At 54.0% G+C, this 15621-nt stretch carries 14 protein-coding genes and 1 riboswitch; of the genes, 4 read left to right on the forward strand and 10 right to left on the reverse strand.

What is annotated here, in order from left to right; genetic code table 11:
• The first annotated feature begins 193 nt into the window (after nt 1–193).
• Complete coding sequence (locus GOW56_RS16875; protein ID WP_171206596.1) at nt 194–928, forward strand: hypothetical protein; 735 nt, start codon at nt 194–196, stop codon at nt 926–928.
• Between the two features lie 35 nt (nt 929–963).
• On the opposite strand, the gene GOW56_RS16880 is transcribed toward GOW56_RS16875, so the two are convergent.
• The 10 genes from GOW56_RS16880 to GOW56_RS16920 form a co-directional block, all read right to left on the reverse strand.
• The gene (locus tag GOW56_RS16880; RefSeq protein ID WP_217358829.1) at nt 964–2259 is read right to left on the reverse strand and encodes an MvaI/BcnI family restriction endonuclease; all 1296 of its coding nucleotides are present in this window, start codon (nt 2257–2259) and stop codon (nt 964–966) included.
• A gap of 26 nt (nt 2260–2285) precedes the next feature.
• Nucleotides 2286–3317: a hypothetical protein gene (locus GOW56_RS16885; protein WP_217358830.1), complete on the reverse strand. Its 1032-nt coding sequence runs from the start codon at nt 3315–3317 to the stop codon at nt 2286–2288.
• Nucleotides 3307–3723, reverse strand: coding sequence for a very short patch repair endonuclease (locus GOW56_RS16890; protein WP_254447246.1), 417 nt, complete (start codon nt 3721–3723; stop codon nt 3307–3309). The genes GOW56_RS16885 and GOW56_RS16890 overlap by 11 nt, the downstream gene beginning before the upstream one ends.
• Nucleotides 3724–3754: 31 nt before the next feature.
• On the reverse strand, nt 3755–4975 hold the full coding sequence (gene dcm, locus GOW56_RS16895) for a DNA (cytosine-5-)-methyltransferase (RefSeq protein WP_171206600.1): 1221 nt from the start codon (nt 4973–4975) through the stop codon (nt 3755–3757).
• Between the two features lie 195 nt (nt 4976–5170).
• Complete coding sequence (locus tag GOW56_RS16900) at nt 5171–6472, reverse strand: hypothetical protein (protein WP_171206601.1); 1302 nt, start codon at nt 6470–6472, stop codon at nt 5171–5173.
• Nucleotides 6473–6774: 302 nt separating this feature from the next.
• Nucleotides 6775–7089 carry a hypothetical protein gene (locus tag GOW56_RS16905; RefSeq protein WP_171206602.1) on the reverse strand — a complete coding sequence of 105 codons (315 nt, stop codon included), beginning with the start codon at nt 7087–7089 and terminating at the stop codon, nt 6775–6777.
• The gene (locus tag GOW56_RS16910) at nt 7086–7454 is read right to left on the reverse strand and encodes a hypothetical protein (RefSeq protein WP_171206603.1); all 369 of its coding nucleotides are present in this window, start codon (nt 7452–7454) and stop codon (nt 7086–7088) included. Before GOW56_RS16910 ends, GOW56_RS16905 begins: the two co-directional genes overlap by 4 nt.
• Nucleotides 7451–9646 carry a DotA/TraY family protein gene (locus GOW56_RS16915; RefSeq protein ID WP_254447250.1) on the reverse strand — a complete coding sequence of 732 codons (2196 nt, stop codon included), beginning with the start codon at nt 9644–9646 and terminating at the stop codon, nt 7451–7453. Before GOW56_RS16915 ends, GOW56_RS16910 begins: the two co-directional genes overlap by 4 nt.
• Nucleotides 9633–10169 carry a hypothetical protein gene (locus GOW56_RS21860; protein WP_254447247.1) on the reverse strand — a complete coding sequence of 179 codons (537 nt, stop codon included), beginning with the start codon at nt 10167–10169 and terminating at the stop codon, nt 9633–9635. Before GOW56_RS21860 ends, GOW56_RS16915 begins: the two co-directional genes overlap by 14 nt.
• Complete coding sequence (locus GOW56_RS16920; protein WP_171206605.1) at nt 10166–11017, reverse strand: helix-turn-helix domain-containing protein; 852 nt, start codon at nt 11015–11017, stop codon at nt 10166–10168. The genes GOW56_RS21860 and GOW56_RS16920 overlap by 4 nt, the downstream gene beginning before the upstream one ends.
• 787 nt (nt 11018–11804) lie before the next feature.
• On the opposite strand from GOW56_RS16920, the gene GOW56_RS16925 reads away from it, so the two are divergent.
• The 3 genes from GOW56_RS16925 (at nt 11805) to cobW (ending at nt 15616) form a co-directional block, all read left to right on the forward strand.
• Entirely contained in the window at nt 11805–13661 is a 1857-nt protein-coding gene (locus tag GOW56_RS16925) for an SLC13 family permease (RefSeq protein ID WP_171170677.1), read from the forward strand.
• A 227-nt stretch (nt 13662–13888) separates the two neighbouring features.
• A riboswitch (cobalamin riboswitch) is annotated at nt 13889–14096 on the forward strand.
• A 91-nt stretch (nt 14097–14187) separates the two neighbouring features.
• Complete coding sequence (locus tag GOW56_RS16930; RefSeq protein WP_152457464.1) at nt 14188–14559, forward strand: DUF1636 domain-containing protein; 372 nt, start codon at nt 14188–14190, stop codon at nt 14557–14559.
• Nucleotide 14560: 1 nt separating this feature from the next.
• Nucleotides 14561–15616, forward strand: a complete 1056-nt coding sequence (gene cobW, locus GOW56_RS16935; protein ID WP_171206606.1) for a cobalamin biosynthesis protein CobW — start codon at nt 14561–14563, stop codon at nt 15614–15616.
• Nucleotides 15617–15621 lie beyond the last annotated feature (5 nt).

A 15621-nucleotide genomic window follows, 5' to 3' on the forward strand; every position in this document is an offset into this window, starting at 1 on the left:
CGCGAATGAGCAGCTACAACTTGAAGATGTTGATCTCGGTATCTCGCATGCGGACGGCTTGCTCAAAGCTGCCATACAGCGTGGGCCGTCGCGGGAACGGCGAACGTTCTGGATGCGGCTGGGGTCTTCGACCGCTCCCATTAGGCCGATGAATTCAGCTAAATTCACAAAGACACATAGAAAGGAAGGAGTTATGAAAAAGTTTGCGACAGCTGTTACGGCCGCTGCCCTCCTGTTCGGAGCGGGGTCGGCTTTTGCTCAAGTGGTGATAACTGGACATGGCGTGTTCGCTGATTGCGATGCTGCATGGAAGTACCGCGACGGACCGCTCGTCGAAATGCTCGATGCCGAATTCGCCAACTATGACGCGGATGTGGAACAGCGCATCCAGAACACTATCGCGCTCTTTGAGCAACACCGCGCGGCGGCCGAGGCCGCTTACGCGGCAGCTGACGCTGACCAGCAGAAACGGATCGCGCTTACCATCGGCAAATGGCTATTCCTTGAGGCAGTCAGCAACCTCAGCACGAATTCACTGCCAAAGGAGGTGAAGGACGCTTACAGCGAAGCACAGCTCAAAGTCTTCCAGCAAGTCATCGATTCCAGCAATGGCCTTAAGGTCGAGGTCGCCGCGTCTATCGCCACAGGCAATCCGCCGGACAACATCCTTTCAGATCAAGCTGCGGACCTCATGCTTGGCATCTTGGGCAAATACTTTGGTCCAGTAGGTCAGTTTCTGACAGGGGCTGCAAAGGCCGGTGTCGACAGCGCGGTGCATTACTGGGAAACCCAGCCAATCAAGGATGTCGCGGAGCAGGAGGCTGCAATATTCGCTGCGGCCATCACGAAAATGCACGTCCGGTCGAAGGCTGAAAAGATCGCAGGGATTAATGTCGTGAAAAATGAGATCGACGCCACGTGCGGGTAGGAAAACGGGAATCCGTTGATACTCTCTCAAAGAATTCACAAGGCGACCTCTTCGAAATTGCGATACAAAGTGCTTAAGCCTGAGTGTTTGATCCGAAATTGGCTTCTTCGCTTTAACAGCGGTTTATTACTGTCAGCCTTCTCCATTTTGATGCCCGGGTCGTAGTAGGCACTGCCCGCCGCAATGGCTTTCAGCAACAAAAGAACATCTGTTTCCTCGCAAAGCTGAACCACACCACCATACTTATAGAACGGTGGTGGTGATTTCATAATTGATGGCACATACGCAGCTTTGGCATGCTTGCGGTTCCAGTGGGCCATGATGTCCCTGAATGACCAAGTTGCGCCTAGTTCTCCGTATTTATCAACGAGCACGATACAGCCGTCTAAGTCTTCAATTTTTCCTTTCGCGGCATCAAACCCCTCAAGTCTCAGCGCCAAACCGGTATCCGGGTGATGTTCCTTGGTGTTGGTATACACCCCACCGAAGTTTATCCGCCCCTCTTTTCCGCTTTTGTCGGGATAACCAAAACGCCGCAGGAATGCTTCAACACCGGCATCACGGTAGAAGCCTCCTGTTGGCTCAGGCGTCATCAGCGTGACGGGAGATTTAGCTATGTACCTCTCGAAATCTCTCACACCGTATTGCTTGAGCTCCCAACCCAAAAAATCTGGTTCAGCGTAACCATTTGGAGAAATACCCAATTTGGCTTCAAGCGTGTAACCGCCGCCATTTCTGGCGCTATAAGGTTCTGGTTGTCCGGATTTTCCAATTTTGCACGATGCGATCCACTCTTCATCATAAATGTTCTTCAGAGCCGCCAACAAGGCAGCTCGGGTGTCCTGCGCGCCAGACCTTAGTTGTGTCAGTTCTAGGAATACGCCACTGGTCGAGAGTACCCCCGCGAGCTCACTTAGCCTAATTGCAGCAGGGTGATCCCGACCAAAGACATCGCCCAACACTCTTCCGTCGTCGCAGATTCCCAAGATCAGCACTCGGCCCTCTGCTCGACTAGTCATGAGTAAGTTGGGACCGTTTTTTGTTCCGCGCAAGAAACCGGACATCCGAACCTCTGGATACTTAGGATAAAGTATCAACTGAGCATCTGGAGCCGACTCTGGTTTTCCAGAAGTTACCCAAAAAAAGTTCACTGGTGCTTTTGCACGATCACGCACGGACCCTGCCACATGAGTTACATCATCTTTGATGCTCCCATGAGGAATAATGTTCAGGGCACCAAAGCCTCCTCCGAGATACACTTGGTTCTTTGAATTGTCATTTGCAGCAAGCGGTTTAGCGTAAAATCTTACCGCGCCGAAACTACTCAGCATTTCTATGAAACTACTCAGTGGGCACGTCATAGGGATTCGACTTCATTTTGAGGAGATAAAATATCGAAGAGCCGAAAATCGGCTCTATCAACAGTCAACTGTAATCGTCTTCCAGAGTTGAATGATCCGCTTTGTGCTCGTCGAGGCGCATCTCTACCACGGTGAACGCCCTTCGTTTCTGCTATACCTCGAAATGAAGCCGGCGTGACCTCTGCAAAGAGTAAAGGCTTTCTATAGAGAGCTTGCAGATCGGTTCCAAAGAACTCGTCTGGTGAAGTCATCCGCGATTCCAAAACCAGGTACAGGTAGCGAATACCTGCAGCAAAAGCATCAACAACTGTCTTCCCATGAGACTTCGTATCGAGTCCAAAGTGTTGCCCGGGACGGCTTCGTGGCTTAGCGAAGGGCTCAGGATCGCTCAGAGCATCCAACGGAAATGGTTCTAAGTCCTTGCCACTCCGCCAAGGGCGGAAATTGCGCATAGGATACTTCCGCTTAAACTCCACTATGCTTAACCCATTGTCTTCGCTGTAGAACACTGCGTCCAAATCGCGAATGTTTGAAACAATTTCAGCCTTCATCAAGCAGTTCATCGCAGCTCGGCTGGCAAAGCCACCGGCAAGCACTGCCTCATCAATCACGTGAAGATACTTCATCACACGATTTTCGACTTTGCTTTCGGATTCGGAGCAATAGTCTTTGAACTTCACATTCGCGCGTTCGCAACCAGCCTGCAGCCAATTCTCGGAGTTATGCATTGCCCGAAAGGATCGTCCATCAAACTCAAAGAGTCCTGTTTTCCAACCTTTGCTACTGACGTGCTCAATAAATTTCTGATCAACCGAATTCAGACCATTTCTGACATCTTTCAAAGCAACTGGTTTTCCGTCGCGCTCGCCGGTGATCCAGCCAGTTGTAAAGCCTGCGGAAGGCTTTCTCGCTATCATCGCAGGACAGATAAACTCTTCAAAATGCAGCTCAAACAGCAAGCTTCGGAGACGAAGATCCGTGTCCATGCGAAGCAACAGGTTAATTAGTTGTTTTCGATCAATATTCATTAGGAATTACTGTCGTTTTTTCGTCAGAGGACAACCAAAACGACAAGGAGTCAATTACCCTTATTAAGGGAACGTGTTCGCGCCCTTTCAACGCGCACTCCCACACAACACCTACCCTCCAGCCCAAGTTCAGTATCTCAGCCTCCACACGCCGGTCACGCTCTTGATTTCCAGTAATCTTGGCCCGCCAGAACTCTTGACGAGTAGCGGGCCAGCGAAACAAAGGGCAGTTGTGTCCATGCCAGAAACAGCCATGCACAAAAATTACGGCCCTGTGCTTCTTGAAGACTAGATCAGGTTTCCCGGGCAAGGAGGAGGAGTGCAGCCTGTAACGAAAACCTCGCGCATGTAGCGCCTTTCGTATCACCAACTCAGGCTTCGTGTCCCTGCTTTTGATAGCTGCCATGTTCCTTCGGCGCGTAGCTTTGTCGTGAACATCAGCCAACTTTCTTGAGCGATGCTGAACGGTTCATAACGTCAAAAACATGAGGTGCCATGAGATTTGCCACCTCCGCAAACACTGGAACTGCCACCGAGTTACCGAACTGCTTATATGCTTGAGTATCAGAAACTGGGATACGGAAATCTTCGGGATATCCCATAAGACGTGCGCACTCTCGTGGCGTTAAACGGCGAGGGTTGTTACCTTCTCCACGACTTACGAGGATCTCTGAACCGTCTTTATAGTAGCGAGCGGACAGCGTTCTGGAGATGCTATCCCCATCAACCATGCCAAAACCAAAACCATTACCTTTGGCCTTATGTTTCGCCGCATATCCCTGCAAATACGCCCAGAGTTTATCAGTAAGAGTATATTTGGAGTTCACCTTTGCGTCGATGCCGATAGTAAAATGTCCTTCAGCAGACTCCGTGCCATCTTCTGGGTGCAAGATATCGCGCATGCGTCGACGCCCATATTCAGGCAAATACAAATCATCGAAGGAAAAGTCTGTTTTCTCTCGAAAACCAACCATGACAATTCGTTCACGGTGCTGCGGAACGTAGTGGCCAGCGTCAATGATCCGAGTATCGAGCGTGTAGCCAAGCTCTTCAGTCAGCTTCCTTTTGATGACATCGAAAGTCCTGCCTTTGTCATGGCTCTTTAGATTTTTCACGTTCTCCAGCATGAAAGCCGCCGGCCGGTGATGCATCAGTATCCGCAGTACATCGAAGAACAACGTTCCTTGGGTCTCATCTGCGAAACCATGCGCTCTTCCTAGCGCATTCTTTTTGGAAACACCTGCGATAGAGAACGGTTGGCAGGGAAACCCGGCAACTAGTACGTCGTGCTCTGGTATGTCTTCTGCGTTGACTTCCTGAATGTCTCCAACAACGGGCCGGTTGTCCGGAAAGTTTGCCAGATAGGTTTGTTGTGCGAAACGATCCCATTCTGAGGTAAACACGCAACGGCCGCCTGCACTCTCCATAGCCTTCCGAAGACCGCCGATTCCAGCGAACAGGTCGATAAAAGCAAATGATCCCTCGAGGTTCACCTGTCGGTTTTCGATTTCAAGCTCAAGAAGACGGATCACGCTGTCTCGCGGGGTTTCTTCACCGCGCTTCCATCGATAGATATGTCCTTCAGAATACCCAAGTCGCTTGGCTGCTTCAGCTACACTGTAGCCAGCCTTCGTCAATAGCTGAGAAAAGTCCTGCACGTGTCACCTCTGGGTATTTTTTTGACACTATGTGGTTAAAATCCCCCTAGCTCAAGAACAAAAGCAGTATATTTGACCAGATTGACGGATCTCTTAGCAACAATCTACAGCTAAACTTCTCCCTGTTGGACACGGCCAGGGAATGAATGGGCGATCGAAGGAGCGGCGGCCTGATCCACCTTTGGAATCCCCAGACTAGATGGGTGGTCCGTCTTCGGAAAACAAAGGCACTTCTGAACTAACCCTTTTCTGCTCCAATCGGCCAGCCTCATAAGCACTTTTTACTAAATTTCGAAACTTAGGCGGCAAAACAGACCTCAGAACTCTCGAAATCAATTGAATTATCTGGCTCTGCCGAATGACCTCTGCCCTCAAACTCTCATTCTCTTTTTTTAACTCGACAAATTTTCGTGCGTCATCGGAAAGCAAGGCGTGGGTTATGGCATCGGCATCCGCCTTCGCGCCTTCAAAAACGCGATCCATCATCGCCTCGGCATCTCTCCGCGCAACCTCTTCGATGTGCTTAGACGCCAAGATCGCCTCGTTTGATGCACGTTCGCCTGCCTTCTCGATTAGCTTAGATGCTGTTTTCTGAAGAGTGGTGTCTCCGAACTGGTCTAATTTCTCATCATCAAGTTGGCGATCAACCTCAGCTCGGAGTTTTTGTGCTTCCTGCTGTGCCGCGTATTCCTCGGGCGAGAGGCAGTCAGGGTCATTGCCTCGCTTTCTTTTGCCTCGCTCAGCCCACTTGATGTGGGCGCTGTCCTGAAGATGTTCGTGCCAGGCGTCCTGCAAAGCGCGCCCTTGAAACTTACCGCTGTCGTTCCAGATCATCACTGGTTTGCCAGACTTGTCCAACACGGTAACCATATCGCCTGTTTTGCTATCTCGTTTGCGTTTTTCTCGCTTTTGGTACCGTCTCCGGGCATTCTCCTTGCTGAACTTTGACAAGCTGACCCATTGTGTGACACCCGCTTTCGTGTGTTTTTCATAGCGTGGCGCGAAAAAGACATCGACGCCATGCCGACCAACTTCATCACGATCAAGGCGCGCGTGGAACACTGCATTCCCACCGTAGGTCAGGTTGATGAATTCCACCGCTTGTCGAAGCATTATTCGCTCCCACTTTGCGTCCAACTCCAGGTCAGTTGGGTATTGAAGAAACGCGTGAAGAAACTCTTTCTTGGCGGCCTTGCTCTTGCGCGCTCCTGCTATGTGGGATTGGAGCGCATCCCAAATGGTGAAGTTGGTATCAGCTGGCCTCGGGCGAATGAAACGATCAATGCAAAGGAGACGATCTTTCCGAGACCGGTTTGCTCGAGTTTCCCGGTCCGGATCGGGTGCCTCAAGTGCGGCATACGGAGAATAGATTAGCGGCGGCACGTCTCGCACTCGCCGTTTAGCTCCCGCATAATCCAGACGTTCTTCGTGGCTTTGCATCGCGGTCGCATATGCCAGATCACCGGACTTTACTCTTGCCGCACCCGACTTCCCCATAATGATCGCTCCGTTTCGGTTACTCTTTTTCAAAAAAGAGTAACCCGCTTACCCTTTTTTCATCCCGCCTGTGGCGTCTTCAAAAAGAGCGGTCGAGGGTATCCCTTCGAACCCACTCCGGCTCCGCCTGCGCAGATCGTTTCGATCTTTGCCAGCCGCCCACAAGGCGGCGCAAAATCCTTCTTCCTCCTGCCTCATGGTGGGCGATATCCAGATGAGTTTTGCCATGGTTGACCAATGAAATTTGCCGTTGTCTTGAGGGCGTGTATTGAGGACATCAAACCAGTCCAACATCCTCAACGTCAGCTTGCGGGCCTACGGAACGCCGAAATAACGAACATCGCCAGGACCAACAGCGCCACATAGCTGGTTGTGATGGACCAAAGGATGATGATGGTTGAAGCAAGATAGAATTCGATACCAACGTTGCTGCCTAGAATACCATCTACGGCATAGCTCAGCAGAAAACCCCAAGTCAGCAAAGACAGGACGAGCGCCCAAGCTGCACCGAGATACCGCCGACCAAGCCGCTCGAGCCATCCCCTCTTCATTGTGGTGAACGGGCGAAAGAACGTGGTTGCCATATCGAACAGCAGGTTATCGAGAAACGTGGTCATTGCGCGACCTCCTCGACAAGCCAACCGGCATCACCTTTGAAGACATGCCCGCGAATATCCTTGATGCCTGCCTGCACCACAAAGCCATCATCGCGGAGCAGGTCGAAATTGTAGATGCACAAATAACCAATATTGGTTGGATGCTCCTCACATGAAGTCAGCTCCACGTTCCTGGCCCGCATCTTCAACGAGAGCTGCAAGCCAGTAGGCATGTCTTCGATTGACCCATACTGAGCCAGTGCGGCAGCTTTGTCGGCCTCGATCCCGTTCAAATAGCCTTGCTCAATATCTGCAGCAGTTGGGCTGTCAGCTTTGCATCCGGCCAGAGCCAACAATGCCAACATAATAATGACCGTCCTTATCATTGTCGGTTTCCTTTCGATTTTGGACCTTTGAGGAGGCGCTGCGCACCTTGGCCGCCTCCGGCCTTGGTCACGCGGCCCACGGCAGCTGCTTGATTACTGATGATCCGTGTGGGTGCGGCGGTACCAACCACGTTGGATTCAAGGTTCATGGTGTTGGCTCTTTCTGTGAGCATCCCGGCGAGGGAAAGCACACGATCACCGAGCTCTGTAATCAGGCTGGACGCCACAATGACCAGGTAGAGCGTCACCAGAACGTACATACAGACCAGGCCCACCAGAATGATCACAGTGAACCAGGACCCACCCGCCGTCATGAAACCCAGGAAGCCCGAGAACAGCAGGAACAGGAAATCCATCCCGATCCGCATGATGATCAGGCTGGCAATGAAACCCAGGATAATGAACAGTGGTCTCAGAGCCGCTCCAAGGATCGAGGTCAAAATGCCTGCCGCCGGGCCAATCAATGTTCCGTCTCGGGCGGGCGCAAAATATGCGAGAACTGCCAGAGGTGCTGCGAACAGAATTTCAATGACCGTCAGCAGCCAGGACAGAACGGCGGCGAAGAAATACACGAGCGGGATCGCCGGAATGATCGCGATCAAGACGAAACCGAAGATCAGCAGCGCCCACCCGACTGGGTAAAGCAGATACTCGGCGACATATCCGAGACCCTTTGCAAGCCCCCCAAACATCGAAACACCATCCGCAACAGCACCGGCGGCAATCATAGTGCCGCCCACGGCCGAGATCTGTTTGCCTACCGTGATCACGTCCGCCATCGGATCAAGGTAGGTCGCGGTGTCGCCGCCATCTGTGACTGTGAAGACTTCAAGTAAAACTTGGTACAGACGATAGAACCACCCGCTGGTTTCGCTATTCCCAGCGTCAATCACTGTTGCAGTCGCACCGGGTTCATAGGTGCCCAGCTCGGTCACGAAGCCTTCGAATTGCTCAAGGTATCCGAAGTCATCGTTAACCTTCTGGAACATGGCGGCATCGACGGAGCCTGTCATTCGCGACAACAGCCCGCCAAAGTAGTCGTTAATGCCATTGTCGAAATTGGTGTAAATCTGAAGCTCGGCTGCGGTTCCAGTGGATGTGTAAGCAGCCATGGTAATGCCGCGATGCCAGCTCAACGCGAACGGCCAGCCGAGAGTGTCCACTTCATCTAGCAGATCGGCGTGAAGCGCCTCGTACTCGGTGTTCGACAAGCCTCCAGATGTGATGCCGGCCATGTAGTTGGCAAAAGCGTTCGAAACTGCGTCATCCATCAAGGTTTGGATGGCGTCTCGGTCGCGCTCTCCGGCGAAAATCAAATCTGCGATCTGGGATGCCACAGGCAGCAGATTGCCGGTGATGGCACCGTCAGCTGCTTGGTATCGATTGAGCAGAACACCTGAACCAACTCGCGTTGCGAAGTCGGCACTGCTTTCGCCATCGGCAGTTGCAATGTACTCGACCTGGTGCGAAACGCTGGCGCAGAGATTGTCGGCGCGGCCATAAGACCCGCCCTCATCTGAGTAATAGATCTGACGTTCCAAGTGCGTGTATTCAGTCGAGTTTATGCCCAGAAAACCTGTCCGCGCAACGCCATAACTGCCAGCATCTACAACGCGCTGAGTCGTCCCTGCTGGCCTTTGTGCAAGGACCGCAAGACGATCCATTTGGCGTTGGCAAAGTTCGCCGTGGGCAAGCGCATAAAGCGTATTCGCGAACTGCTGGTTGATCAGGTAGTCGGTTTCCGAAAGCGGCGCACTTGCAGCGAGGACAGGCTCGTCCCGCAGCGCACCATCAGCAACAGTACGCCACGCCACGTCGCCCAGGGCCGATCCTTGAACGCTCAGCCAGATCAGAGCGAGCTGCGCCACTGTCAGCCCGCCTTGGATGGGAACGAACGCGATTGCCCCCACAAGAATGCGAACGATAGTGTACTTTGTGTCCGACTGGTTGCCGAAGGTTTTGCCATCGGCGGCGGTGTCGAAGACAAGCACGTAAGTCGTATAGCTGCCGACGATCAGAGCAAGCAAAAGGCACGCCGTATTGAAGATCGAAATCAAGTCTGTGAGCAGCGTTACATCTGTCAAAGACCCACCTTCACCGGACACAAATTCCACCACGCCACCAAAAACACGCGTCAGAAGATCCACCGCATAATCGTTATCTGAAAGATTGAAGAGATCACTGAACTCCATGGTGCCTCCGTGGTGCTTCAAACACCGCTGCTCGATGGTATTGGGGGAGGTGTTCGTAGCCTGCTTCCAACACTCTCGATGCAGTGCTTCGAGGAAGTGGCCCGGCAACGATCAAGAGTGGCGCTTGTGCTTTGAATTCTGGCAGGGATCCGTCGCTACAGCGACGGGTGTCAATGAACAGCACATCAGTCGAGATTTCATTGGCGATTTCATCGACCACCACCACATTTCTGCGTTGATTTAGCCGAAACGTCTCACGTGCTAGGCTCAAACGCCTCGCATCTGGATCAGTGCAGAAAATCTGACGCGTGCATGGCGCAAGATATGCGGCTCTAAGCCCCAAGCTGCAGCCCAGTTCAGCTACGGTCTTTCCTTGCCATAGCTCAGAAAGCCAATTGTTTTCTGTCAGTTCCTCGCCAAAGTTCAACTCCGTTACCAATTCTGGATGAGATTTGGCCGCTGCGGGGACTTTCAAACCTTCAGGAAACGCGAACGAACAGCCCTTAATTTGATTGGTGTTCATAATCCGGCTCCCTGAATCAGTTGCGGCCTAGAATTGTGATTGTGCTGACCACGCCGCCTCTCGGGATCACCAGGCGTTGGCCACCCATACTGGTGCGCTAACGACCACCGGATGTATCCTCGGACCATTGATTGATCTTCATTGTTGGTGGGCACCCATCGGCGCGGCATTAGGTAGCCGTGATCACTCCCATCACTACCGTGGATCGACAAACCGTGAAGCGGGGGAAAGCCGTTGTCGCTCAACCACTGATCCCAGGCCACAGTCTTCTCAGCATCGTCAGCTCTGACGACAACGAGCGTGCGTACCGGGCACTGTCGCGGCGGGCCGGATTGCCCCTGATCAGGCAAATCCGGCGCGCAAGCGCCTTTTTCTTTTGTTTTTTCTTGCTCTTTTTTTGGCGGACATTTCTGTCCGGGCTCTGAGGTCAGATTTGTCCGGGTTTTCGGACAAGAATGTCCGCCTTTGGCGGTTGGAAGGCGGACAATATTGTCCGGCTTTTTTTCCTCTTCTTGTTCGCGTAGTTCTTGAGCTGCGAGATGCGTTGCTTTGGTAGGGACGTATTCTGTCGAATGCCTGAGACCATTCCCGCGCTTAATATCGAACCACTTGCCGTCGAGTTCTTTAATCAAGCGCTGGATGGTCTTTTCGCTTTTTAGGCCAAGGTCTTCGCATACCTGCGAATGAGACGGCCAAGCCTTCCCTTCGTTCGGTCCTGCTTCCTTGTTGCAGCGCCAAACCGCCAAATAAGTCGCAAACTGGAATGCGCGCGGACTGAGCTCTGAATCGAGCAACAACAACCGTAACCACTGGAGCTGAACATCTTTGAATGGACGGAGCCTTTTCATGTTGCATCCGCCCGGAAACCGTTTACCGTTTCCTTGTAAGTCGTTGATTTCTCGTCGTGAACAAACGGGGTCCGTTTACAGTAAAACCGTTGAAAAACAGACCTCACTGGCGGATTGCAAATCCGTGTACACCGGTTCGATTCCGGTACTCGCCTCCAGTACCTCCAATGACTTGCGGTACTTTTTCCCTCCTCGAGGTTCAATATCCAACCAACTATTGGATTTTTCGTGTTGCGATCTGGTTCTGTTCCATCCGACTGCGAGCATTCTTGGCATATGCCGCCAGCTTGCGTTCAGGCAACACCTCGCCGTACTTCCTTGGCATCTTCATCTCGAAATGTTCAGAATTGGTGACCTGAACCATTGTTCCGGCCCTTTCAGATGTATACCATTCTTGTAGTCAGATTGCGATCAGGGACGGCCAAGCAGGCCCTTTAAGCGGTTCAGGCAGCGGCAGAATGGTGCCGCAAACAAAGCTGTCGGATTGTCTGTCTTCCATGGCTGGAATTGACCTGCCATTACCTGTGCTGCTTCGACTTGGTTGGAACGGCATCGCACCCGCTCGAAACGTGCAGGCTGCCTCATGCAATTTGTCCAATCCTTCTTTCTGACGTGTTCGTCAAACGGGGTTCCCGAAAGCATTGCTCAAACAACAGCCCTTGAGCAATATTATGTCTCACCATCGCCGAAAAACGAAACTTCATGACAACTCGGGAAGGATGAACTAGGACTCTAACAAAGAAAAAGTTCTGGACGTATTGTGGAACACATTGCCTTTACCTTCGAGATGGGGGTCGTTTGCACCCTGCTGGCTTTCACCGTTTTTCTGTTCGTTTCCGAGATCATAAGGATCGACCTTTCCGCCATATTGGTTCTGGTTCTCATAGGCTTGCTCAGCTACGCGCCCGGGCTGGGAAATCTGGCGGATGTCACCCTTCTGTTCGACGGCTTCGCATCCAATGCCGTCATCTCGATCATTGCGGTCATGATCGTCGGGGCCGGTCTGGACAAGACGGGGATCATGAACAAGGTGGCTGCCGTCATCCTCAAATACGGCGGCAAATCCGAAGGCAGGGTTGTACCAATCATTTCCGGCACCGTTGGCGTCATATCCTCGTTCATGCAGAATGTCGGCGCCGCTGCTCTGTTTCTGCCGGTTGTCAGCCGAATTTCCACACGGTCGGGCATACCACTGTCGCGCCTGCTCATGCCGATGGGATTCTGCGCCATTTTGGGCGGCACCATGACGATGGTGGGGTCGTCTCCTCTTATCCTGCTGAACGATCTGATCCTGACGGCAAATGACAGTCTGCCGGCCTCTCAGAAAATGGAGCCCTTCGGCCTGTTCTCGGTCACGCCGATCGGTGCGGTTCTGATCCTGACGGGAATTGGTTACTTTCTGCTGTTGGGACGTTGGGTTTTGCCCGAGGCTGAAGGGCCTGACAATACGGGTACCGGACAAGGGACACAGGAATACCTGCAAAGGGTCTATGGCCTCAAAGCCGATGTGTTCGAAGTCGTGGTGCCCGAGGACAGCCCTTTGGTCGGCGAGATTCTGGCCGACATCAACCACGAAAACCACCTGTACATCATTTCCACCTTCTATCGCGGCAAAACCTCGATGGTTCAGGTTTTGACAGCGGAAATTGCAGCGCCGTGTCGGCTGGCCATCGTCGGCCGCCGTTGGGAGGTCGAGAAGTTCGCCGAGAAATACGGGCTGACCGTTCTTCCGGATTTGGACATTTTCGTCGAAGAGTTCGCCCCAACCAATGCAGGCGTGGCCGAGGTGGTCATCACGCCCGACAGCAAGCTGATCGGCAAATGCCCCCGCGAGCTTTTGTTTCGCAAGACCTACGGGATGTCGCTGCTGGCCATTCACCGCGGCGAAGAGACGCTGAGCCATGTCGAGACCGAGGATCACGAATCCACTCAGATCGGGCTCGAAAAGTTTCAGGCGGGCGACATGCTTGTGGCGCATACCAGATGGGACAACCTGATGCGGATCAAACGAGATCCGGATTTCGTCGTTGTGACGACGGACTTTCCTCAGGACGAGTTGAGGCCGCAAAAAGTCGGCTGGGCCCTGGCATTCTTCGCCATTTCGCTGTCGTTGATCCTGTTCACGGACGTCCGGCTTTCACTCTGTCTTCTTACCGGCGCGGTGGGCATGATGCTGACCCGTGTGCTCAGCGTGGACGAGGCGTACCGCGCGGTCGGATGGAACACCGTATTCCTGCTCGCTTGCCTTATACCTTTGGGACAAGCCGTGCAGAACACAGGCACGGCCGCGTGGATCGCCCAGCAGATCATGATAATTCTGGACGGCTGGCCGCTCTGGTCGTTGCAAACCGGCATCGCCATTCTGGCGACGGCCTTTTCTTTGGTCATGTCCAATGTGGGGGCCACAGTTCTGCTGGTGCCTCTGGCGGTATCGATTGCGGTGGCGGCGGGTGGAAACCCGGCCGTCTTTGCCCTGACGGTCGCCATATCGACCTCGAACAGCTTCATCATCCCAACCCATCAGGTAAACGCGTTGATCATGGGTCCGGCCGGATACAAGGTGATGGATTTCGTCCGCTCCGGCGGAATAATGACAGCGCTGTTTCTGGTCGTCTCGCTGCTCATGATAAACGTCATCTATTAGCGCAAGAGGGTCCGGGGTGTTCGGTGGTCTTTTCCCATCATCTGGAAAGGTTCAGTCTAGGCACCCGTTCACTATAGTCTACGCCCCTTGCTGAGATACCGTTCGTCGCCCGGCCCATCTCGGGCTGGAGCCCGGCACACCATGCCGCCCATCGACGCCCACAGGTCGCTTTCCATGCCTCTGCATCATTGTTGCGCGCGACTCGCTTGACAAGCAGGCCAGCGGTGCCGCATGTCCCTTTCGTTGGTGTCGGTGAGAGCCGATGAAAAGGGAATGCGTCAACGGTCTTGCCGCCAAACGCAGCCGCCCCCGCGACCGTGAACGGAGAGGATGCCCAATGCCACTGGCCCGAAAGCCGGGAAGGCGGGACATCCGACAGAGGCCCGCCTCTGGCATCCGCAAGCCGGGAGACCTGCCAACAACCGAAGTTGAAACCGGGCGGGGTGTTCCGGTGTCGGGTCCATGACCAATCGTGGCCCGCATGAAACCCCGTCCCCCGCGAAGAGGATTTGGGGGGATGAGAGACATGACCGAGACCGCACCAGTCGAGTTGCTGGTCTGTACCACCTGCCGTCGCGGCCTGCCTGTCGAAGATGATGCGCAACGCCCGGGCGCTTTGTTGCACAAGGCCCTGGAACAGGCAGACCTGCCCGACGGTGTCACCCTGAAAGCCGTTGAATGCCTGTCAAACTGTGATCAAGGCTGTTCGATCGTGTTGCGCGGGCCGGGCCGCTGGACCTTCGTGTATGAAAACCTGAACGAAACAGATCATGTCGACGTCATCGTCGACGGCGCGACCAAGTATCTGGCCACGGAAGATGGTTTGGTGAAATGGCGCGAACGCCCCGAACATTTTCGCAAGAACTGTGCCTCGCGCATTCCCCCGATTGGAGCCTGACATGTCGAACCTCGAAAAACTCCCCGTCACAGTGATCACCGGCTTTCTGGGCTCGGGCAAGACCACTTTGGTGCGTCACCTGATGCAGAACCCACAGGGCAAGCGCCTTGCTGTCGTGGTCAACGAGTTCGGCGATGTAGGCGTCGATGGCGACATCCTGAAATCCTGCGCCATTCCTGATTGCCCGGCGGAAAACATCATGGAACTGGCCAATGGCTGCATCTGCTGCACCGTGGCAGATGATTTCATTCCCACCATCGAGGCCCTGATGGCGTTGGAGCCGCGCCCGGATCATATCCTGATCGAAACCAGCGGTCTGGCCCTGCCGAAACCGCTGCTCAAGGCATTCGACTGGCCTGACATCCGCTCGAAGATCACCGTCGACGGCGTGATCGCCTTGGCCGATGCCGAGGCTGTGGCCGCAGGCCGTTTCGCGCCCAATGTCGAAGCGGTGGACGCCCAGCGCATGGCCGATGACTCGATCGACCACGAAACGCCCCTGTCCGAGGTGTTCGAGGATCAGATCTCGTGCGCCGACATCATCCTGCTGACCAAGCCCGACCTCGCCGGCCCCGAAGGCGTGGCCAAAGCGCGCGAGATCATCGCCGCCGAGGCGCCGCGCCCCCTGCCCGTCGTCGAAGTGGCCGAAGGTGCCGTGGACGTGCGCGTTGTGCTGGGTCTGGAAGCCGCCGCCGAGGATGACATGGACGCCCGCCCCTCGCATCACGACGGCCATCACGATCACGAGCATGACGATTTCGAAAGCATCATCGTCGAGCTGCCCGAGCAGACCGATCCGACCCAACTGGTCGCCAATATCGAACGCCTCGCCAATGAACTGAACATCCTGCGCGTCAAAGGGTATGCCGCCGTTCAGGGCAAACCCATGCGCCTGCTGGTTCAGGCGGTAGGTGCCCGCGTGCGTCACCAGTATGACCGCCCGTGGGAACCCGGTGAAGACCGTCGTTCGCGTCTGGTCGTCATCGCCGAGCATGACGATATCAAAGAGGCGGAAATCCGCGAAATCCTCGTGGGTGTGCGTGAGGCTGCCGAGTAAGACAC

Source organism: Ruegeria sp. HKCCA0235A, from assembly GCF_013033235.1.
Lineage (GTDB): Bacteria > Pseudomonadota > Alphaproteobacteria > Rhodobacterales > Rhodobacteraceae > Ruegeria.

Coding starts and splice junctions, on each gene's coding strand:
- GOW56_RS16890 (WP_254447246.1), bottom strand. CDS start 3,723: ATGGCAGCTATCAAAAGCAGGGACACGAAGCCTGAGTTGGTGATACGA.
- GOW56_RS16905 (WP_171206602.1), bottom strand. CDS start 7,089: ATGACCACGTTTCTCGATAACCTGCTGTTCGATATGGCAACCACGTTC.
- GOW56_RS16920 (WP_171206605.1), bottom strand. CDS start 11,017: ATGAAAAGGCTCCGTCCATTCAAAGATGTTCAGCTCCAGTGGTTACGG.
- GOW56_RS16875 (WP_171206596.1), top strand. CDS start 194: ATGAAAAAGTTTGCGACAGCTGTTACGGCCGCTGCCCTCCTGTTCGGA.
- GOW56_RS16910 (WP_171206603.1), bottom strand. CDS start 7,454: ATGATAAGGACGGTCATTATTATGTTGGCATTGTTGGCTCTGGCCGGA.
- GOW56_RS16930 (WP_152457464.1), top strand. CDS start 14,188: ATGACCGAGACCGCACCAGTCGAGTTGCTGGTCTGTACCACCTGCCGT.
- GOW56_RS16915 (WP_254447250.1), bottom strand. CDS start 9,646: ATGGAGTTCAGTGATCTCTTCAATCTTTCAGATAACGATTATGCGGTG.
- GOW56_RS16885 (WP_217358830.1), bottom strand. CDS start 3,317: ATGAATATTGATCGAAAACAACTAATTAACCTGTTGCTTCGCATGGAC.
- GOW56_RS16880 (WP_217358829.1), bottom strand. CDS start 2,259: ATGCTGAGTAGTTTCGGCGCGGTAAGATTTTACGCTAAACCGCTTGCT.
- GOW56_RS16925 (WP_171170677.1), top strand. CDS start 11,805: ATGGGGGTCGTTTGCACCCTGCTGGCTTTCACCGTTTTTCTGTTCGTT.
- GOW56_RS16900 (WP_171206601.1), bottom strand. CDS start 6,472: ATGGGGAAGTCGGGTGCGGCAAGAGTAAAGTCCGGTGATCTGGCATAT.
- cobW (WP_171206606.1), top strand. CDS start 14,561: ATGTCGAACCTCGAAAAACTCCCCGTCACAGTGATCACCGGCTTTCTG.
- GOW56_RS21860 (WP_254447247.1), bottom strand. CDS start 10,169: ATGAACACCAATCAAATTAAGGGCTGTTCGTTCGCGTTTCCTGAAGGT.